Annotated in this window: 21 protein-coding genes and 1 riboswitch; of the genes, 13 read left to right on the top strand and 8 right to left on the bottom strand. The window is 70.6% G+C overall.

Annotated elements, in window-relative coordinates; all coding sequences use genetic code 11:
- The first annotated feature begins 19 nt into the window (after window positions 1–19).
- The 4 genes from macS to ACIBK4_RS09495 all read left to right on the top strand — a co-directional run bounded on the left by macS (window position 20) and on the right by ACIBK4_RS09495 (window position 4,152).
- Window positions 20–1,240 carry a MacS family sensor histidine kinase gene (gene macS / locus ACIBK4_RS09510; protein ID WP_398993731.1) on the top strand — a complete coding sequence of 407 codons (1,221 nt, stop codon included), beginning with the start codon at window positions 20–22 and terminating at the stop codon, window positions 1,238–1,240.
- Window positions 1,237–1,914: a response regulator gene (locus tag ACIBK4_RS09505; protein WP_398993729.1), complete on the top strand. Its 678-nt coding sequence runs from the start codon at window positions 1,237–1,239 to the stop codon at window positions 1,912–1,914. The genes macS and ACIBK4_RS09505 overlap by 4 nt, the downstream gene beginning before the upstream one ends.
- A 133-nt stretch (window positions 1,915–2,047) precedes the next feature.
- A complete protein-coding gene (locus tag ACIBK4_RS09500; RefSeq protein WP_366435766.1) occupies window positions 2,048–3,076 on the top strand; it encodes a 6-phosphofructokinase in 1,029 nt (342 codons plus the stop codon).
- Window positions 3,077–3,156: 80 nt separating this feature from the next.
- Complete coding sequence (locus ACIBK4_RS09495) at window positions 3,157–4,152, top strand: 2-hydroxyacid dehydrogenase (RefSeq protein ID WP_398993727.1); 996 nt, start codon at window positions 3,157–3,159, stop codon at window positions 4,150–4,152.
- On the opposite strand, the gene ACIBK4_RS09490 is transcribed toward ACIBK4_RS09495, so the two are convergent.
- Both ACIBK4_RS09490 and ACIBK4_RS09485 read right to left on the bottom strand, forming a co-directional pair.
- Window positions 4,104–5,984 carry an anthranilate synthase family protein gene (locus ACIBK4_RS09490; RefSeq protein WP_398993725.1) on the bottom strand — a complete coding sequence of 627 codons (1,881 nt, stop codon included), beginning with the start codon at window positions 5,982–5,984 and terminating at the stop codon, window positions 4,104–4,106. The two genes, ACIBK4_RS09495 and ACIBK4_RS09490, sit on opposite strands and share 49 nt — an antisense overlap.
- Before the next feature lie 96 nt (window positions 5,985–6,080).
- Complete coding sequence (locus ACIBK4_RS09485; RefSeq protein ID WP_073735655.1) at window positions 6,081–6,137, bottom strand: trp operon leader peptide; 57 nt, start codon at window positions 6,135–6,137, stop codon at window positions 6,081–6,083.
- Between the two features lie 96 nt (window positions 6,138–6,233).
- Between ACIBK4_RS09485 and ACIBK4_RS09480 the strand changes: the two genes are divergently transcribed.
- Together ACIBK4_RS09480 and ACIBK4_RS09475 are read left to right on the top strand one after the other, a co-directional pair.
- Complete coding sequence (locus ACIBK4_RS09480; protein WP_033284430.1) at window positions 6,234–7,589, top strand: class II 3-deoxy-7-phosphoheptulonate synthase; 1,356 nt, start codon at window positions 6,234–6,236, stop codon at window positions 7,587–7,589.
- Between the two features lie 125 nt (window positions 7,590–7,714).
- A complete protein-coding gene (locus tag ACIBK4_RS09475; RefSeq protein WP_398993722.1) occupies window positions 7,715–8,002 on the top strand; it encodes a bacterioferritin-associated ferredoxin in 288 nt (95 codons plus the stop codon).
- Here the strand turns inward: ACIBK4_RS09475 and bfr are convergent.
- Window positions 7,999–8,475, bottom strand: a complete 477-nt coding sequence (gene bfr, locus ACIBK4_RS09470; RefSeq protein WP_019062355.1) for a bacterioferritin — start codon at window positions 8,473–8,475, stop codon at window positions 7,999–8,001. The genes ACIBK4_RS09475 and bfr overlap by 4 nt on opposite strands.
- 160 nt (window positions 8,476–8,635) lie before the next feature.
- On the opposite strand from bfr, the gene ACIBK4_RS09465 reads away from it, so the two are divergent.
- Window positions 8,636–9,250 (top strand): sulfite oxidase-like oxidoreductase, encoded by a 615-nt coding sequence (locus ACIBK4_RS09465; protein WP_398993720.1) that lies wholly within the window; start codon window positions 8,636–8,638, stop codon window positions 9,248–9,250.
- Between the two features lie 42 nt (window positions 9,251–9,292).
- Here ACIBK4_RS09465 and ACIBK4_RS09460 read toward each other — a convergent pair whose 3' ends face one another.
- The 5 genes from ACIBK4_RS09460 to thiO all read right to left on the bottom strand — a co-directional run bounded on the left by ACIBK4_RS09460 (window position 9,293) and on the right by thiO (window position 14,607).
- The gene (locus tag ACIBK4_RS09460; RefSeq protein ID WP_398993717.1) at window positions 9,293–10,219 is read right to left on the bottom strand and encodes a deoxyribonuclease IV; all 927 of its coding nucleotides are present in this window, start codon (window positions 10,217–10,219) and stop codon (window positions 9,293–9,295) included.
- A gap of 34 nt (window positions 10,220–10,253) precedes the next feature.
- Window positions 10,254–12,188 (bottom strand): Stk1 family PASTA domain-containing Ser/Thr kinase, encoded by a 1,935-nt coding sequence (gene pknB / locus ACIBK4_RS09455; RefSeq protein WP_398993715.1) that lies wholly within the window; start codon window positions 12,186–12,188, stop codon window positions 10,254–10,256.
- A gap of 260 nt (window positions 12,189–12,448) precedes the next feature.
- Entirely contained in the window at window positions 12,449–13,243 is a 795-nt protein-coding gene (locus ACIBK4_RS09450) for a thiazole synthase (protein ID WP_398993713.1), read from the bottom strand.
- A 3-nt stretch (window positions 13,244–13,246) separates the two neighbouring features.
- Window positions 13,247–13,447 carry a sulfur carrier protein ThiS gene (gene thiS, locus ACIBK4_RS09445; protein ID WP_033284436.1) on the bottom strand — a complete coding sequence of 67 codons (201 nt, stop codon included), beginning with the start codon at window positions 13,445–13,447 and terminating at the stop codon, window positions 13,247–13,249.
- Entirely contained in the window at window positions 13,444–14,607 is a 1,164-nt protein-coding gene (gene thiO, locus ACIBK4_RS09440) for a glycine oxidase ThiO (protein ID WP_398993711.1), read from the bottom strand. The genes thiS and thiO overlap by 4 nt, the downstream gene beginning before the upstream one ends.
- A riboswitch (TPP riboswitch) is annotated at window positions 14,605–14,716 on the bottom strand. Its footprint overlaps the gene before it by 3 nt.
- Window positions 14,717–14,767: 51 nt before the next feature.
- On the opposite strand from thiO, the gene ACIBK4_RS09435 reads away from it, so the two are divergent.
- The 6 genes from ACIBK4_RS09435 (at window position 14,768) to ACIBK4_RS09410 (ending at window position 19,686) form a co-directional block, all read left to right on the top strand.
- Window positions 14,768–15,106: a hypothetical protein gene (locus tag ACIBK4_RS09435; RefSeq protein ID WP_398993709.1), complete on the top strand. Its 339-nt coding sequence runs from the start codon at window positions 14,768–14,770 to the stop codon at window positions 15,104–15,106.
- Window positions 15,107–15,150: 44 nt separating this feature from the next.
- Complete coding sequence (locus ACIBK4_RS09430) at window positions 15,151–16,380, top strand: NAD(P)/FAD-dependent oxidoreductase (protein ID WP_398993707.1); 1,230 nt, start codon at window positions 15,151–15,153, stop codon at window positions 16,378–16,380.
- A gap of 64 nt (window positions 16,381–16,444) precedes the next feature.
- Entirely contained in the window at window positions 16,445–16,816 is a 372-nt protein-coding gene (locus ACIBK4_RS09425; RefSeq protein WP_398993705.1) for an Rv2175c family DNA-binding protein, read from the top strand.
- Between the two features lie 118 nt (window positions 16,817–16,934).
- Entirely contained in the window at window positions 16,935–17,594 is a 660-nt protein-coding gene (thiE, locus tag ACIBK4_RS09420) for a thiamine phosphate synthase (RefSeq protein WP_398993702.1), read from the top strand.
- Between the two features lie 110 nt (window positions 17,595–17,704).
- Window positions 17,705–18,628, top strand: coding sequence for a methylenetetrahydrofolate reductase [NAD(P)H] (metF, locus tag ACIBK4_RS09415; protein WP_398993700.1), 924 nt, complete (start codon window positions 17,705–17,707; stop codon window positions 18,626–18,628).
- Window positions 18,629–18,684: 56 nt separating this feature from the next.
- Window positions 18,685–19,686 carry a hypothetical protein gene (locus ACIBK4_RS09410; protein ID WP_366435751.1) on the top strand — a complete coding sequence of 334 codons (1,002 nt, stop codon included), beginning with the start codon at window positions 18,685–18,687 and terminating at the stop codon, window positions 19,684–19,686.
- Window positions 19,687–19,721 lie beyond the last annotated feature (35 nt).

Here is a 19,721-nt window from a genome sequence, read left to right as displayed (position 1 = left end):
TGTGTCGGGGGTGGGGGAGATGGCCAAGCAGGTACGTGTCGTCAGAATGTCAGTCGAGCAGCCGCTCTGGCGCGCCCTGAGCGGCTACCGCGTGCTGACCATGCTGTACGCGATCGGCCTGTTCGCCTCCGCCTACGACGAGTTCGACCGACCCGTCATCGCCATCGCCTTCTACGTCGTCCTGTTCGTCTGGACGCTCGCCACCCTGCCCCGCGTCCAGAGCGCGGTCGCCTGCACCAAGCGCTTCCTCGCCGTCGACCTCGCGATCGCGCTGACCGGCATCGTCCTCACCCCGCTCGCGGCCGACGACCACCACATACAGAGCGGCGGCCCCACCCTCCCGTCGATATGGACCGCCGGCTCGGTCCTCGCCTACGCCATCAAGGGCGGCTGGCGCTGGGCCGCCTTCGCGTCCACCCCGGTCGCCGTCGCCAACCTGATCGAGCGCGGCTCCCCGGCCCGCGACACCGTCCACAACGTGGTCCTCGTCTGGGTCGCCTCCATCGCCATCGGCTACGTAGTCGAGGTCGCCCGCGCCTCCGAGCGCACCCTCGCCCGCGCCCTGGAGATCGAGGCCACCACCCGGGAACGGGAGCGCCTCGCCCGCGACATCCACGACGGCGTCCTCCAGGTCCTGGCGATGGTCCAGCGACGCGGTGCCGTCCTCGGCGGCGAGGCCGGCGAACTGGGCCGGATGGCGGGTGAGCAGGAGATCGCGCTGCGCACCCTGGTCTCCGGCGCCCTGGTGCCCGTGTCCCGGGTCTCGCTGGACGCGGCGGAGGGCGCGGTCGTGAGGGCCGTAGAAGAAGTGGAAGAACCCGATGACGACGGGCCGGTCGATCTGCGGGCGTTGCTCGCGCCGTATGCCGCCGCCAAGGTGAGTTTTGCCGAGCCCGGGGCTCCGGTGCCGTTGCCCGCGCCCGCGGCGAAGGAGTTGGCCGCGGCTGTCGGGGCCGCGCTGGACAATGTGCGCAGGCATGCGGGGGAGGACGCTCGGGCGTGGATCCTCGTCGAGGACGAACCCCGGGAGGTCGTGGTGACCGTGCGGGACGACGGGCCCGGGATTCCCGAGGGGCGGCTCGCGCAGGCCGAGGGGGAGGGGCGGCTCGGGGTCGCGCTGTCGATCCGGGGGCGGTTGCGGGACCTCGGGGGCAGTGCCGAACTGGTGTCGATTCCCGGGCAGGGCACGGAAGTTGAGCTGAAGGTACCGAAAGCGCGGGGGAAGGCGGGGACACGATGAGTGAGCAGCAGGGCCCGATCAGGGTCATGGTGGTGGACGACCACCCGATGTGGCGCGACGCCGTCGCCCGCGACCTGGCCGAGTCGGGCTTCGACGTGGTCGCCACCGCCGGGGACGGTGAGCAGGCGGTGCGGCGAGCGAAGGCCGCCGCCCCCGACGTCCTCGTCCTCGACCTGAACCTGCCGGCCATGCCCGGCGTCCAGGTCTGCAAGGAACTGGTGGGCGCCAACCCGGCGTTGCGCGTCCTGGTCCTCTCCGCGAGCGGCGAGCACGCCGACGTGCTGGAGGCGGTGAAGTCCGGAGCGACCGGCTATCTGCTCAAGTCGGCTTCCACGGAAGAGCTGTTGGACGCGGTACGGCGGACCGCGGTCGGCGATCCGGTGTTCACCCCGGGGCTCGCCGGACTGGTCCTCGGTGAGTACCGTCGCCTGGCCTCCGACCCGGCACCGACCGCCGACAGTGACGAGCCCAAGGCGCCCCAACTCACCGACCGCGAGACCGAGGTGCTCCGCCTGGTCGCCAAGGGCCTGAGCTACAAGCAGATCGCCGAGCGCCTCGTCATCTCGCACCGCACGGTCCAGAACCACGTCCAGAACACCCTGGGCAAGCTGCAGTTGCACAACCGGGTCGAGCTGGTCCGGTACGCCATAGAGCGCGGCCTCGACGACGCGTAGGTCGACCGGGTAGATCAACTACCCGACAATTCACCGCACTTGATCTCGGAATTGACCTTCCCGCCCATCCCTCTGTGACCTGGATCACCATTAGCGTGGCTCTCACAGGAAACCGCGGCGAAGGGATATTTCCATGCGCGTCGGAGTACTGACCGGAGGCGGCGACTGCCCCGGACTCAACGCCGTCATCCGGGGCATCGTCCGCAAGGGCGTACAGGAGTACGGCTATGACTTCGTCGGCTACCGGGACGGCTGGCGAGGCCCGCTCGAAGGTGACACCGTCCGGCTCGACATCCCCGCGGTGCGCGGCATCCTGCCCCGCGGCGGCACCATCCTCGGCTCCTCCCGCACCAACCCGCTGAAGCTGGAGAACGGCATCCAGCGCATCAAGGCCAACCTCGCCGCGCAGGAGGTCGACGCGCTCATCGTGATCGGCGGCGAGGACACCCTCGGCGTGGCCGCGCGGCTCTGGGACGAGAGCGGCGTGCCCTGCGTCGGCGTACCGAAGACCATCGACAACGACCTGTCCGCCACCGACTACACCTTCGGCTTCGACACCGCCGTCGGCATCGCCACCGAGGCGATCGACCGGCTGCACACCACCGCCGAGTCGCACATGCGCATCCTGGTCTGCGAGGTCATGGGTCGGCACACGGGCTGGATCGCCATCCACTCCGGCCTCGCGGGCGGCGCCAACGTCATCCTCATCCCCGAGCAGCGCTTCGACGTCGACCAGGTGTGCGCCTGGATCACGTCCCGCTTCAAGGCGTCGTACGCCCCGATCGTGGTCGTCGCGGAGGGGGCCATGCCCAAGGACGGCGATGTCGTGCTGAAGGACGGGACCCTCGACTCCTTCGGACACGTCCGGCTCTCCGGGGTGGGCGAGTGGCTGGCCAAGGAGTTGGAGAAGCGGACCGGCAAGGAGGCCCGCACCACCGTCCTCGGGCACATCCAGCGCGGGGGCACGCCGAGCGCGTTCGACCGCTGGCTCGCCACCCGCTTCGGCCTGCACGCCATCGAGGCCGTGCGCGACGGCGACTTCGGCCAGATGGTCGCCCTGCGCGGCACGGACATCGTCCGCGTACCGATCGCGGAGGCCACGGCCCAGCTGAAGACGGTCGACCCGAAGCTGTACGAGGAGGTCGGCGTCTTCTTCGGCTGAACCGGTCGCATCAGCTGGACCGGCACTGTGGGGTTATGGGTCTTATATTCGGCCCATAACCCCACAGAACGGGAGCGGTCGTGGAGATCCTTGCCTTCGGCGTCCAGGCCGACGAGAAGCCGCTGATCGAGCGCGCCTTCGCCGGCCACCACGACATCCACTGCCTGAGCGTCTTCCTCGACGAGGACACCGCCCCCATCGCCGCGGGCCACGAGATCATCTCCACCAGCGTCAACGCCGACCTGAACCCCCGCGTCCTCCAGACCCTCGCCGCCGGCGGTACCCAGCTCATCGCCCAGCGCTCCACCGGCTTCAACAACATCGACCTCGACGTCGCCGAACGCCTCGGCCTCACGGTCGCCCGCGTCTCCTCCTACTCCCCGTACTCCGTCGCCGAGTTCGCCTGGACCCTCGCGATGGCCGTGAACCGCCGTATCGTCCGCGCGGCGACCCGCACCCGCGATTTCGACTTCCGCCTCGACGGCCTGATGGGCCGCGACCTGCGCAGCCGCACGGTCGGCGTCCTCGGCACCGGCAAGATCGGCGAGGCGTTCACCCGGATCGCCCACGGCTTCGGCATGCGCCTGCTCGGCTGGGACGTCACCGAGAACCCGGCCTGTGTGGAACTCGGCATGACCTACGTCCCCAAGGACCAGCTCCTCGCCGAGTCCGACCTGGTCACCCTGCACGTCCCGCTGATGCCGGCGACCCAGCGGCTCATCGACGCGGACGCCCTGAAGCTGATGAAGGACGACGCGATCCTCGTCAACTCCAGCCGCGGCGGCCTGATCGACACCGCGGCCCTCGTCGCCGAACTCCGCGAGGGCCGCTTCACGGGCGTGGGCCTGGACGTCTACGAGGCGGAGGCGGGCCTGTTCTTCCTCGACAAGTCCCTGGAGGCCGTCGACGACGACACCCTGGCCCGCCTGGTCACCTTCCCGAACGTCCTGGTCACCTCCCACCAGGCGTACTACACCGAGGACGCCGTCGGCCAGATCATCGAGGCCACCGTCCAGAACGTCCTCGACTACACGGAGGGCCGCCGCTCCGAGAACGTGCTCGTCCCCCGCAGCTGACCCACCAACTCCCGTACGACAGCAGCCCCGTTGAGGGTCAGCACCGACTCCGGGTGGAACTGGACGGACGCGAAGCCGGGCGCCCGCAGCGCGTGCACCTCACCGCTCGCGCTCCGGCTGACCTCCACGTCATGGGCGCCCAGCTCGACGGCGGCCTCGTCGTCGCAGTGCGCCACGAAGCTGTTGTAGAACCCGACGGTCTCCGCCCGCCCGAACAGATCGATCACCGTCTGCGCCCCCTGGTACGGAACCTCCTTCCGTACGATCTCCAGGCCCAGCTCCGCCGCGATCAGCTCGTGCCCGAGGCAGACGCCGAGGACACCGTGCCGGTTCGCCCGGAGGACCTCGGCGGTGAGCGCGCGCAGGAACCGCATCTTGGCGTCGCTCATGTCGGAAGGGTCACCGGGCCCGGGCCCCAGCACCACCGGCCCCTCGTGCGCGAGCACCGCCTCCCGCAGCCCCTCCTCGTCGTACCGCCGCACGCTCACCTCAAGGCCGCTCGACCGCAGCACATGCGCGAGCATCGCCGTGAAGGTGTCCTCCCCGTCGACGACCAGCGCGTGCCCGGTGAGTTCCTCGGACCGCTCCTGCATCCGCAGCCAGAACGGGGCGAGCGAGGAGCGGCGCCCGTCGAGCGCGGCACGCACGCGTGGGTCGTCGGCGAGCCGGGGCCGCGTGCTCTCGTCACGCGGCCGGGACGGTCGTACGCCCAGAGCCGCCAGGACCCCCGCCGCCTTCGCGTGGGTCTCCGCGACCTCGCTCGCCGGGTTCGAACCGCGGACGAGCGTGGCACCGACCGGCACTCGCAGCCGCCCGCCCGAGTCGATGTCGGCGGTGCGGATGAGGATGGGGGAGTCGAGGGTCTGGGCGCCCCCGGAGTCCCGGCCGAGCAGCGCCAGCGCACCGGCGTAGTAGCCGCGCCCGCCGACCTCGTGCCGCTCGATGACCCGGCAGGCGTTCTGCACCGGAGACCCGGTGACGGTCGCCGCGAACATCGTCTCCTTCAGCACCTCGCGCACGTCCAGCGAGGACCGGCCGCGCAACTCGTACTCGGTGTGCGCGAGATGGGCCATCTCCTTCAGCCGGGGCCCGATCACGACCCCGCCCATGTCGCCCACCGTGCACATCATCTTGAGCTCCTCGTCGACGACCATCGACAGCTCCTCGATCTCCTTGCCGTCGGCCAGGAAATCCAGCAGATGCTCGGGCGTCGGCCCCTCGGCGGGATAGCGGTACGTCCCGCTGATCGGGTTCATGACGACGGTCCCGCCGGACATCCGGACGTGCACCTCAGGGCTCGCGCCCACGAGCGTCCGCTCCCCGGTGTGCACGACGAACGTCCAGTACGCGCCCCGCTCCCCGACCAGCAGCCGCCGGAACAGCGCCAGCGCCTCGGCCCTGCCGTATCCCGGGATCTCGCCCTCGTACGTCCGCCGGATGACGAAGTTGGCGCCCTCGCCCCGCCCGATCTCCTCGCGCAGCACGCGCCCGACGATCTCGCCGTATGCCTCGTCGTCGACGTCGAAGCCACCGCCCTCGACCCGGACGTCGTGCGCGGGCAGTTGGGCCAGGGCGTCGGCGAGCGGGATCGCGTACGACTCCTCGGGCGTGAGGAAGGTCAGCGGGGTGCCGTCGTCGCGGACGTCGAAGCCCCGTTCGCGGATCTGGCGGAAGGGGATCAGGGCCAGGCCCTCGTCGGGGAGGTCGGCGAGGCGGTCGTAGGAGGCGACCGGGCCGAGCATGATCTCGATCACGTCCTGGTCGTGGCCCGGGGTGCGACGGCGCAGCAGGGCGAACGGGCGGGGATCGCTGAGCAGGTCGTCCAGATGCATGGGTCCTTGGTTCCTTCTCGTGGAGAGGAACGGACCCCGGACACACCGAAGGCCGCCCCTCGGGCGGCCTTCGCGGAGTACTGGGAGTACGCGCAGTCAGTGGGCCGCCGGATGAGCGGTCCACCACCAGTTACGGGTCGAATGCGCGAACATGGAGCGCACCCTACCGCACGCACAGGTGAGCATTGGGGCGTCTCACCTGTCGAGCCGCAGGAAAACGACTCGACACGACCCCGTAATGTTTACTGAGTGACCGTGAACGCTGATTCCCAAGCCGTCGCCGCTCAGGCGACCTGGCGCGACCTGCCCGCGGCGCAGCAGCCTGATTACCCCGACTCCGAGGCTCTGCGCAAGGTGATTGCCGAGCTGGAGTCGTATCCTCCGCTGGTCTTCGCCGGTGAGTGTGACCAGCTGCGTGCCCGTCTGGCGGCCGTCGCCAAGGGGGAGGCGTTCCTCCTTCAGGGCGGCGACTGCGCCGAGTCCTTCGACGCCGTCGGCGCCGACCAGATCCGCGCCAAGCTGAAGACCCTGCTCCAGATGGGCGCCGTCCTCACGTACGCCGCCTCCGTGCCGGTCGTGAAGGTCGGCCGCATCGCCGGCCAGTACTCGAAGCCGCGCTCCAAGGGCACCGAGACCCGCGACGGCGTGACCCTGCCGACCTACCGCGGCGACTCCGTCAACGGCTTCGCCTTCGACGAGAAGTCCCGCATCCCGGACCCCGAGCGCCTGAAGCGGATGTACAACGCGTCCGCCTCCACGCTCAACCTGGTCCGCGCCTTCACCACCGGCGGTTACGCCGACCTGCGCCAGGTGCACGCCTGGAACCAGGACTTCGTGAAGTCGTCCCCGTCCGGCCAGCGCTACGAGCAGCTCGCGCGCGAGATCGACAGCGCGCTGAACTTCATGCGGGCCTGCGGCACGGACCCGGAGGAGTTCAAGACCGTCGAGTTCTACTCCTCGCACGAGGCGCTCCTGCTGGACTACGAGTCGGCCCTGACCCGGGTCGACTCGCGCACCGGCCGGCTCTACGACGTCTCCGGGCACATGGTGTGGATCGGCGAGCGCACCCGCCAACTGGACGGCGCGCACATCGAGTTCGCCTCCCAGATCCGCAACCCGATCGGCATCAAGCTCGGCCCGACGACGACCGCCGAGGACGCGCTGCAGTACATCGAGCGCCTCGACCCGGACCGCGAGCCCGGCCGCCTCACCTTCATCGTCCGTATGGGCGCCGACAAGGTCCGCGACAAGCTGCCCGAGCTGGTCGAGAAGGTCACCGCCTCCGGCGCGACCGTCGCCTGGATCACCGACCCGATGCACGGCAACACGTACGAGGCGGCCTCCGGTCACAAGACCCGCCGCTTCGACGACGTGCTCGACGAGGTGAAGGGCTTCTTCGAGGTCCACAAGGGCCTCGGCACCCACCCGGGCGGCATCCACGTCGAGCTCACGGGCGACGATGTCACCGAGTGCGTGGGCGGCGGCGACGAGATCTTCGTCGACGACCTGCACCAGCGCTACGAGACGGCCTGTGACCCGCGCCTCAACCGCAGCCAGTCGCTTGACCTGGCCTTCCTCGTCGCCGAGATGTACAGGGACCAGTAACCGCTTCACCTGTTACAGCAGTGTGCCGTGGGGCGGGGATCACATACGATCCCCGCCCCACAGCACTTTTACAGCTCCGGCGTGACGGGTAAGGTTAGGTTAGCCTCACCGACTATCGGGATGGCATGACGACCTTCGATCCCGCCCGGGAGGTGACCCGCGTGTACGTCTGCAACTGCTTCGGTGTGACCGAGGCGCAGGTGGCGAAGCACGCGGAGGGCGGTGCCTGCACCCCCCGGCAGATAGCGTCGGCCTGCAAGGCGGGCACCGACTGCGGGTCGTGCGTACGGCGCATCCAGGCCCTGCTGGGCCGGGGCGCCTGCCCGCGCCGCGAGTCGGCCGACCGGGGCGAGCCGATGCTCGCCGAGATGGCCGGACTGACCGAGCTGGCCGGACTCGAAGACGCTGCTTAGCTGGGCTGCTCGATCTGCTGCGCGATGTACAGCGCCTCGCCGAGCTGCTCGATCAGCTGGAGCTGCGTGTCGAGGTAGTCGATGTGGTGCTCCTCGTCCTCAAGGATGTCCTCGAAGATGTTGGCCGACGTGATGTCGCCCTTGGTGCGCATCACCTCGATACCGCGCTTGAGGCGGTCGATCGCCTCGACCTCGACCTGCCGGTCCGCCTGGAACATCTCGGTGACCGTCTGGCCGACCCGGACGTGGAACAGTCGCTGGTAGTTCGGCAGACCGTCGAGCATCAGGATGCGCTCGGTGATCTTGTCCGCGTGCTTCATCTCGTCGATGGATTCTTCACGCGTGTACTTGGCGAGCTTGGTCCAGCCGTTGTTGTCCTGGATGCGGTAGTGCAGCCAGTACTGGTTGATCGCGGTCAGCTCGCCGGTGAGCTGCTCGTTCAGGAACTCAAGGACCTCGGGGTCGCCCTGCATCGCAGAGGCTCCTTCCAGAAACGGGGGGGGACTGGCGGGTTGCGCCGCATGATTGCACCGGCGCTCAGATGTCGTCCAGTAAGTGCATGCTTAGTAGGAGTTGCCCGAATCCGCCCAGAGCCGGTCATGTGCACCGCCCCCGGTCTGTCAGGATGGAGTCATGGGTCAGAGAGGGGTCGAACAGCCCGAGCTTCCACCGGGCCAGCGGCTCCAGCGCGGCTGGCCGGTCACGCACTACGGACCGGTGCCCAAGTTCCGCCCCGAGCGCTGGGAGTTCAGGGTCTTCGGCGCCACCGCCGACGGCGACAAGCACTGCTGGAACCACGACGAGTTCACAGCTTTGCCCTACGACTCCGTAGTGGCCGATCTGCACTGCGTCACGAAGTTCAGCATGCTCGGCGCCGAATGGGGCGGCATCCCCGCCCGCACGATCCTGGAGACCGCCCCGCCCGCACCGGCCGTCACCCACGTCATGGTCTGGGCGGAGTACGGCTTCAGCGCCAACCTCCGCCTCGCCGACTTCGCCGCCGACGGCACCATCTTCGCCACCCACAAGGACGGCGAACTCCTCACCGCGGAACACGGCTTCCCGCTCCGCCTGGTCGTCCCCCACCTGTACGCCTGGAAGGGTCCGAAGTGGGTCCGGGGCGTCGAGTACATGACGGCGGACCGGCGGGGGTTCTGGGAGGAGCGGGGGTACCACAACGTGGGGGATCCCTGGCAGGAGCAGCGGTACTCGTACCAGGAAGGGCCCGAGGACGGGCCGGAGTTGTAGGCCTCTTCGAGACCGTGAGCCTTCTCAGGGCAATTGAGGGGGCTACGAGTCCCTGAGCTTCTTCAGCCGCTCCACGTCCGCCGCGTGCCCCTCCTTGCCGCCGGGCGTCTCGATGATCAGCGGTACGCCCGCGGTCGCCGGGTGGGTCATCAGGGCGCGGAAGGGGTCCTCGCCGATGTGGCCGGAGCCGATGTTCTCGTGGCGGTCCTTGTGGGCGCCGACGACGTCCTTGGAGTCGTTGGCGTGGATCAGTTTCAGCCGTCCCTCGCCGACCGTGTCCACCAGCAGGTCGAGGGTCTGGTGCATGCCGCTCGGGCCGGTCAGATCGTGCCCGGCGGCGAAGATGTGGCACGTGTCCAGACAGACGCCCAGCTTCGGATGGGCGTCCAGCGCCTCGAAGTACGGCCCGAAGTCCCAGGTCCGCGAACAGAGCGAGGCACCCTGACCGGCCGTCGACTCCAGCAGCAGGAACGGGTCGTCGTCGTGCGTCAACTCGTCGAGCAGGGGCAGCAGATGCTCGCGCACCTGGGCCAGCGCCACCGACCGCTCGCGCCCGCCCGTCGCGCTCCCGGTGTGCACGACGACACCGAGCGCGCCGATCTCCCGGCCGCGCCGCAGCGAGTGCCGTAGGGATTCCACCGACTTCTCCACCGTGGCCTCGGTGTGCGAGCCGAAGTTGATCAGGTACGGGGCGTGCACGTACGCCGGGATCGACTCGGCCTCGCAGGCCGCGCGGAACTCCTCGTCCTGGCGCGGGTTTCCGACCGGGGTGGCCCAGCCGCGCGGGTTGGCGACGAAGACCTGCACGGTCTCGGCGGCCAGCTCACGGGCGTAGGACAGGCCCACGGAGTTCAGGCCGCCGGCCACGGGGACGTGGCCGCCGACGGGGTTGCGGGAAGGGACGCCGGAGGGGAACTCGGGGGTGCTGGAAGAGGATCCGGGGGCGCTGGAAGGGGACTCGCTGCTCACCCGTCCAGGGTGTCACGCGTGCGTGCCGCCCCCGTCACCGGATGGTGATCGTGATCGTCGACCCCTTGGGAGCCTGCTCGCCCGCGTCCACGGACTGCTTCTTCACGGTGTCGCCGAACAGGCCGAGCAAACCCCGGTCCTCCTTGACCTCGAAGCCGGACTGCTCAAGGAGCTTCGTCGCGGCGTCGACGCTCGCGCCGACCACGCTCGGGACCTCGACCATCTCCCGGCCCTTGGACACCGTCAGCGTCACCGTGTCGCCCTCGGCGGCCTGGCTGTCGCCGGCCGGGGTCTGCTGGGCGACCTGGCCCGCGTCGTACTCCGAGGTGACCTCGGTGGCCGACACCGTGACCTTGAGACCGGCGTCCTGGAGGTCGGACTTCGCGTCCTCCAGGTCCTCACCGGTGACGTCGGGCACGTCGACCGCGCTGCCCTTGCTGACGGTCAGGGCTATCGCGGAGCCCGCGTGGCGGCTCGTGCCCGCCTCCGGGTCCGTGCTGATCACGAAGCCCTTGGGGACGTCGTCGTTGAACTCCCTGGTGACCATGCCGGCCGCCAGTCCGTCCTGCTTCAGCAGGGTCTGCGCCTTGGCCAGGCGGGTGCCCGTCAGGTCGGGGACCTTCACGGTCTCCGGGCCGTCCGAGATGGTCAGGGCCACCGAGTCGTTGTCCCGGATGCGCGCGCCGGACACCGGATCGGTGCTGATGACGGTGCCGCGCTTCACGGTGTCGCTGTACGCGTGGTCGACCTTCTTGACGTCGAGACCGGCGTCCTTCAGCCGGTCCTTCGCCTGTGCCTCGGTCTTCGCGAGCAGCGGCGGGACCTTCGTGAACTGGCCGGAGTTGATGTACCAGACGCCCGCTCCGACCCCGACGATCAGCAGCAGGGCGGCGACGATCGCCAGCAGCCCGCGCCGGGGGCGCCGCGCCTCGCGCCGCCGGGGCGGCAGCGGCGGACCGCTCTCGAACCGGCTGGTCCGGTTGAACGGGCCGCCGGGCCCGTCGTCCTCGTTGACGGGCAGCGGACGCGGCACGGTCAGCGAGCGCGGGATCACACTCGTACGGTTCTCGGCGTTGGGATGCTCCGAGGTCAGCGCCTGCGGCGGCACCGCGTCCAGCTGCGCGTCGCTCAGCCCCGCCCGCGCCTCGCGGACCATCCCGAACAGCGCGACCGCGTCGTAGGGCCGCAGGTCCGGGGTGCGCGCGGTGGCGGTGGCGACCAGCTCGTCCAGCTCGTACGCCAGCCCGGGCACGACGGCCGAGGGCGGCGGGACGTCCTCGTGGAGGTGCTTGTAGAGCACGATCGCGGCGGAGTCCCCGTCGTGCGGCTTCTGGCCGGTGAGCATCTCGTAGAGGACGACACCGCACGCGTACACGTCGACCCGGGGGTCGGCGGTGGTGCCCTCGATCTGCTCCGGCGCGAGATACGACACCGTGCCGAGCACGGACCCGGTGGTGCTGGTCACCGTGTCCACGGACCTGACCAGCCCGAAGTCGGCGACCTTGACCCGGCCGTCGTCCCCTATGAGCACGTTCTCCGGCTTCATGTCCCGGTGCACGAACCCGGCCCGGTGCGCGGCGCCCAGCGCGGCCAGCACCGGCTCCAGGATGTCGAGGGCGGCCCGCGGCTGCAGCGCCCCGCGCTCGCGCAGCACGTCCCGCAGGGTGCAGCCGGCGACGTACTCCATCGCCAGATAGACGTACGACCGGTCGGCGCCCTGGTCGAAGACCTGCACCACGTTCGGATGCGCCAGCCGTGCCACGGACTTCGCCTCGCGGATGAACCGGTCCACGAAGTGGCCGTCGGCCGCCAGCGTCGGGTGCATCACCTTGAGCGCGAGAACCCGGTCCAGGCGGGTGTCCACGGCCCGGTAGACCGTGGCCATCCCGCCGACGGCGATCCGCGCGTCGACGCGATACCGGCCGTCGAGCAACTGCCCGACGAGAGGGTCATGAAGGGTCGTATCCACGCAGGTGAGTGTACGAGCCGAGGCTGACACCACGACGTTTTCGGCCGGTTTCGGGGCGGTACTGCAGCCGAGCTGTGACGGATACCTCATGGCGGGGCGGCTGTCTGCGGCTGAGCTGTGAGACGGGGCACGGCGGACGGCCACCCGCGCACCGGCAGCCGCCGACGGTGAGGACTCCCACGGGGGCGGTCCACCTCTTGGCCGACTGGAAACGGGTGGTGCACGGGTGGGAGAGGAAACGGTTGGGCAGCGCGGGGTGCCTAGAAAGCAGGCCGTTCGGGATCCAACGCGGCAAGGCCCTCCGCAGGAGAAGACGCTGCGGCGAAATGCCGGCGGGGGATACGGCCGGCCCGGTGTGCGAGTCGCCCCGCCTCCACCGCGTGCCGCATGGCGTCGGCCATCAGCACCGGTTCCCGCGCCCGCGTCACCGCAGACGCAAGCATCACCCCCGCACACCCCAGCTCCATCGCGAACGCCGCGTCCGACGCCGTACCCGCCCCCGCGTCCAGAATCACCGGCACACGCGCGTGCTCGGTGATCAACTGGAAGTTGTGCGGGTTGCGAATCCCGAGCCCGGAACCGATCGGCGACCCGAGCGGCATGATCGCCGCACACCCGACGTCCTCCAGCTTCCGCGCCAGCACGGGATCGTCGTTCGTGTACGGCAGCACCGTGAACCCGTCGTCGACCAACGTCTCGGCGGCGTCGAGGAGTTCGATCGGGTCGGGCAGCAGCGTGCGCTCGTCCGCGATCACTTCGAGCTTGACCAGCGAGGTTCCCAGCGCCTCCCGGGCCAGCCGCGCCGTCAGCACCGCCTCGCCCGCCGTGAAGCACCCCGCGGTGTTGGGCAGCACCCGGATCCCGAGCCGCTCCAGCACGGACAGCACCGAACCGTGCACGGAAGCGTTTACGCGCCGCATCGCGACCGTTGTGAGTTCCGTACCGGAGGCCACCAGCGCGCGCTCCAGGACGTCGAGGCTGGGGGCGCCCCCGGTGCCCATGATCAGCCGGGACGTGAAGGACGTATCACCGAGGACGAAGGGGTCGTCGGCCATGGGTCAGCCTCCTTGGACGGCGGTGAGGACCTCGACGCGGTCTCCCTCGGAGAGGGAGGTCGATGTCCACTCCGCGCGCGGGACGACGGTTTCGTTGAGGGCGGCGGCCACTCCGGAGGGGGCCGGGGTGAGGGACCGTACGAGCACGTCGAGGGGCGTGCCGGGAGCGATCTCCTGGTGCTCGCCGTTGACGGAGATGTTCATGCGGGCTGCTCCACGAGGTGCGTGCGGGCGAACCGCTTCGGGGTGAACGGGCGTGCCTCGTCCGGCAGTTCACCGGTGCTCAGCGCATGCGCCAGGGCATCGCCGGTGACCGGCGTGAGCAGCACGCCGTTGCGGTAGTGCCCGGTGGCCAGCAGCAGTCCCGGCAGGGCGGTCGGGCCGAGCAGCGGCGCGTTGTCGGGGGACCCGGGGCGCAGTCCGGCCCGGGTCTCGGTGAGCGGCAGTTCGGTGATCCCGGGGACCAACTCGTGGGCGTCGCGCAGGAGTTCGTAGACCCCGCCGGCCGTGACGGTCGTGTCCCAGCCCAGTTCCTCGCTGGTCGCGCCGACGACCAGCTCGCCGGTCTCGCGCGGCACCAGATAGACCTGGCTGCCGCGCACCATGGCGCGCACGGTCCGGTTCAGGAACGGCGCGTGGCGCTCCGGCACGGTCAGCCGCAGCACCTGCCCCTTGACGGGCCGTACGGGCGGCAGGACGTCGGCAGGGACGCCCTCCAGCCGCCCGCTGAGGCTGCCGGCCGCGAGCACCACCTGGTCCGCGCCCAGCACCTCGCCCTCGCGCGTGACGACCCCCGTGGCGCGGTCCCGCCCGACCGTGAGCCGCTTTGCCCACGTCCGGTGGAAGACGACCCCGGCACGCTCGCAGGCGGCCACCAGCGCGCCCGCCAGCCGCCGCGGGTCCACCTGGTGATCCCCGTCCACCCGGAGCCCTCCCCGCACGCCCGGCGCGAGCATCGGCTCCAGGCGCCGGCACTCGCGCCCCGACAGCCACTCGGAGTCGAGCCCCGACTGGTGCTGCAGGGCGTGCAGTTCACGCAGATGAGCCCGGTCGTCGGCGTCCAGGGCGACGGCCAGCGTGCCGCAGCGGCGGTAGCCGAGGTCGAGGCCGGTGAGGTCGGTCAGCTCGGCCGCGAAGTCCGGGTAGCGCTGCGCCGAGGCGAGGTTGAGGGCGAGCAGGGTCTGTTCGCCGTAGTGGAGCTCGGTGACGGCGGCCAGCATCCCGGCGGCCACCTGGGCGGCCCCGCCACCCGGCTCGGGGTCCAATACGGCCGTGGAGAAGCCGCGTTGGGCCGCGCGCCAGGCCGTGACCAGGCCGATGATCCCGCCCCCGACGACGAGGACGTCTGAGGTGTGTGCAGGCATGGGCGTCCAGCCCCTCCCTTCGCCGGCATGACCCGGATCAGGTTCGTACGGTCGGAGGCCGCCAGCCTCCCTCTCAGCCCGGTGCGTCCGGACTCCCGCGAGTGCTTTACCTTGGCCACCCTAGCCCGTGCTTTGTGCGCCAGTAAGGGAGCCTCCGTCCATGGCCCGCTCGCTCGACGGTCTCGTCCTCGCCCCCGTCGCGGACCAGGCCCCAGGTCAGGTCGGCACCCGCACCCGGTTCGCGTACCACGAGAAGGACGGCGAGATCTGGGCCGAGTACGCGGGCGGTGACGTCGTACGGGGGCGTCTCGTCGGCACGCGCGCGGGGGACCGGATCGACTTCCGGTACGTACAGCTGAAGACGGACGGGACGACGTCCTCCGGGCACTGCGTGTCCGATGTGATCGAGCTGCCCGACGGTCGCGTGCGCCTGGAGGAGACCTGGGAGTGGGAGTCCCAGGAGGGAAACGGGACCAGCATTGTGGAACAGGTCACCTGACGCGCCCACTGCCTGACAATTTGTCAGGTGTCTATGGTGATCGAGTGAGCGAGCAGACGCGGGACCAGGGCACGGTGACAGGGCGGCGCGTGGTCGTCGTCGGCGCGGGCATGGCCGGGGTGCAGACCGCGGTCGCGCTACGGGAGCAGGGCTTCACCGGCACCGTCACGCTCCTCGGCGCCGAACCCCATCAGCCGTACGACCGGCCCCCGCTCTCCAAGGCCGTCCTGCTCGGCAAGGCCGAGGGCTCCGCCTTCGACGTCGACTTCGAGGCGCTCGGCATCGAAGTCCGGCTGGGGCGCGAGGTGTTGGGGCTGCGCCCCGCCGACCACGAACTGGACACCGCCGAGGGCCCGGTGCCCTACGACGTCCTCGTGCTCGCCACCGGTGCCGAACCGATCCGGCTGCCGGGCGCCGACGGCATCCCCGGAGTGCATCTGCTGCGCACCCTGGACGACGCCGAGCGGCTGCGCCCGGTGCTCGCGCGGCAGCACGACATCGTGGTCGTCGGCGCGGGCTGGATCGGCGCCGAGTTCGCCACCGCCGCGCGCGAGGCGGGCTGCGCGGTCACCGTCGTAGAAGCGGCGGACCGGCCGCTCGCGGGGGCGCTGCCCGCCGAGGTGGCCGCGCCGATGGCCGCCTGGTACGCCGCCGCCGGAGCCACCCTGCGGACGCACGCACGCGTGGCGCACGTCGAGCCCGGCGAGGTGGTTCTCGACGACGGCTCACGGCTGCCCGCGGGCGCCGTCGTGGTCGGTATCGGCGCCCGCCCCGCCACCGCCTGGCTGACCGGCTCCGGCATCGAACTGGGCGCACACCGCGAGGTCCTGGCCGACGACCACCTGCGCACCTCGGTGCCGGACGTGTACGCGGTCGGCGACTGCGCCTCCTTCCCTTCGGGAAGGTACGGCGAGCGACTTCTCGTCCACCACTGGGACAACGCCCTCCAGGGGCCGCGCACGGTCGCCGCGAACATCGTGGGGGAGACCCCGGCGGTGTACGACCCGGTGCCGTACTTCTGGTCGGAGCAGTTCGGCCGGTTCGTCCAGTACGCCGGCCATCACGCGTCCGCCGACACCACCCTGTGGCGCGGCGACCCGTCGACCCCGGCGTGGAGCGTCTGCTGGCTGCGCGGGGACCGTCTGGTGGCCCTCCTGGCGGTCGGCCGCCCCCGTGACCTGGCCCAGGGCCGCCGGCTGATCGAGTCGGGCACGCCGATGGATCACACGCTGCTGGCGGATGCTTCTCTCCCGATGAAGGCGGCTATCACCTAGTTCGTCCCCCCGGGTCGGACCGGCCCGACTTCCGACTGTCAGTCCGGGATGGCACGCTGTTTACGTGACCGAGATTGACGCAAAGATCGATGCTCTCGTCCCCGCCTGGCTCACGCTGCCCGACATCGCAGAGTTGCTCGATGTCGAGGTGACACGCGTGCGGCAGCTGGTCAAGGACGGCCAAGTCATCGCCGTACGCCGTGGTGAGAACCGCGCGCTGCACGTCCCCGCCGCCTTCATCGACGGGACCGAGCAGAAGGTCGTCAAGGGCCTCACGGGGACCTTGACGCTCCTGCGGGACGACGGCTTCTCCGACGAAGAGATGCTCGAATGGCTCTTCACCCCCGACCCCAGCCTGCCCGGCACCCCCGCGCAGGCCCTGAGCGAGAATCGCGGCACGGAGGTGAAGCGCCGCGCCCAGGCGCTCGCCGTCTGACCCGCACGACCGAGAGGCGTACGGGCCGCGGCGACGCGAGGGTCTGCCTGCACAGGCCCTGCCCGCGGCCCGTGCGCGACACCACCACACGACCAGCAGGACAACGGGGGACACACGCATGCCCGACACCGCCGCAGCCGCCGCCCGCGCGGAACTCGCCGACGCCCGGGTCTACCTCTGCACGGACGCCCGCCGGCGCCAGGGCGACCTCGCGGAGTTCCTGGACGCGGTCCTGGCCGGCGGGGTCGACATCGTGCAGCTGCGCGACAAGGGCATGGAGGCCGCCGAGGAGCTGGAGCACCTCCAGGTGTTCGCCGACGCCTGCGCCCGGCACGGCAGACTCCTCGCGGTCAACGACCGCGCGGACGTCGCCCACGCCGCCGGAGCCGACGTACTGCACCTGGGCCAGGGCGACCTCCCGGTGCCCGCGGCCCGCGCGATCCTCGGCGAGGACATCCTGATCGGCCGCTCCACGCACGCCGAGTCCGAGGCCGCCGCGGCCGCCGTCCAGGAGGGCGTGGACTACTTCTGCACGGGCCCGTGCTGGCCCACCCCCACCAAGCCCGGCCGCCACGCCCCCGGCCTCGACCTCGTCCGGTACACGGCCGCCCTCGGCACCGACCGCCCCTGGTTCGCCATCGGCGGCATCGACCTCGGCACCCTCGACGAGGTCCTCGAAGCGGGCGCCCGCCGTGTCGTCGTCGTACGGGCCATCACCGAGGCCGACGACCCGGGCGCGGCGGCGGCGGAGTTCGCGAAGCGGCTGCGGCAGGCCTGACGGCCGTACGGTGGGCGGTCTGTTGTCCGATGGGTGGACAGCAGGGCGACAAAACAGGCAAATTTCCGGTTCCGGTTGGGTGACCGGCGCCCCCTGACTAACCTGCGGGTATGGCCTTCGGAACCGCATCCACCAGGACTGATCGCGCACCCACCGTGCGGGACATGCTCGCGACCGGCAAGAGGACGTACTCGTTCGAGTTCTCCGCGCCGAAAACCCCCAAGGGCGAGCGGAACCTGTGGAGCGCGCTGCGGCGGGTCGAGGCCGTCGCCCCCGACTTCGTCTCCGTGACCTACGGCGCCGGCGGCTCCACCCGCGCGGGCACCGTCAAGGAGACCGAGCAGATCGTCGCCGACACCACGCTGACCCCGGTCGCCCACCTCACCGCCGTCAACCACTCCGTCGCCGAACTGCGCAACATCATCGGCCAGTACGCCGACGCGGGCATCCGCAACATCCTCGCGGTGCGCGGCGACCCGCCCGGCGACCCCATGGCCGAGTGGGTGGCGCACCCCCAGGGGCTGACGTACGCGGCCGAACTGGTGCGGCTCATCAAGGAGTCGGGCGATTTCTGCGTCGGCGTCGCCGCCTTCCCGGAGATGCACCCGCGCTCCCCGGACTGGGACACGGACGTCGCGCGCTTCGTCGACAAGTGCCGGGCCGGCGCCGACTACGCGATCACGCAGATGTTCTTCGAACCCGAGTCGTACCTGAGGTTGCGCGACCGTGTCGAGGCGGCGGGCTGCGCGACGCCCGTCATCCCCGAGGTCATGCCGGTGACCAGCGTGCGGATGCTGGAGCGGTTGCCGCAGCTCAGCAATGCCGACATCCCGGCCGCTCTGAAAGAGCGAATCCTCACAGCCAAAGACGATCCGGCGGCTGTACGCTCGATCGGGATCGACTTCGCCACGGAGTTCTGTGCCCGGCTGCTGGCCGAAGGAGTGCCAGGACTGCACTTCATCACGCTCAACAACTCCACGGCGACGCTGGAAATCTACGAGAACCTGGGCCTGCACCATCCACCGCGGGCCTAGACCGGCCGCCCGGACATACGACACACTGCGTAGCGGCCACTGGGAGAGGGGCGTACATGGGCTGGACGGTCCTCTACATCGCGTTCGGCATCGTCGCACTGTGGTTGCTCGGTGAGGTGCTGCTGCAGTACAAGGCACGCCTGCGCTGGCGGCTGCTCGCATTCGTCGGCTTCCTGGGCGTCGTCCTCGGAGTGCTGATTCCTTCCGTCGTCGTGATCGGACTGGGCGCGGTGGCCTTCGCCGTCGGCCAGACCTATGTCACCCTCTCGTTCCGCCGCGGCTTCGAAGCCGGCTGGGCGGTCTCCGGCCGACCGGGCGCGGGCGGCTTCAAGCGCCGCCGCGGCGAACCGGACGAGGACCCGAACCTGGACGCCTCCGGCCCCGAGTCGGCGGATGCCGGCTTCCAGGAGTACGACGGCAACAAGGCCGCCTACGGCCAGGACGACGACTACGACCGCGACGACGTCTTCACCCCGAACCGCCCCCTCACCCCCACGGCCGCCGAGACCACCTCGGTCTACGAGCCGCAGCCCCTCCCGGACGACACCGGCTCCTACGGCGTGTACAGCGCCGCCGCCTACGCGAACGCCACCGACCCCGACTTCGCCGGTGCGGACCAGGCGTACGCCGGCCAGTCCCAGGACCAGGCCTACGCGGCGGCGGCCCAGGGCGACGGCCAGAACTACGGCTACGACACCTACTCGGGCTACGACCAGCAGCAGTACGGCTACGACACGACCGGCCAGCAGCAGTACGCGGCCTACTCCGACCCGTACATCGGCACCCAGACGTACGGCGGCACCGGCTACGACACTGGTTACGACGGCCAGCAGCAGTATCCCCAACAGGGCTACACGCAGGACCAGTACGGCAACACCGGTTACGCCGGCGAGACCCCGGCCGGCGGGGTGTGGGTCCCGCAGCAGCGCAACGACGAGACCTACGGCGGCGAGATGCCGGCGGACCAGCAGCAGTACGGCTACGACACGACCGGCCAGCAACAGCCGCAGCAGCAGCCGCAGTCGGGGCCCGGCTACGACGAGCAGTACCGTTTCTGAAGCCCTACCGAGCCCCGCTCACCGGGACTCGCTTA

This window comes from Streptomyces sp. NPDC050528 (genome assembly GCF_044457795.1).
In the GTDB taxonomy this organism is placed as follows: Bacteria; Actinomycetota; Actinomycetes; order Streptomycetales; family Streptomycetaceae; genus Streptomyces.
Note: the sequence above shows the minus strand (reverse complement) of the source record. Positions and strands in the feature narration are given on the sequence as shown.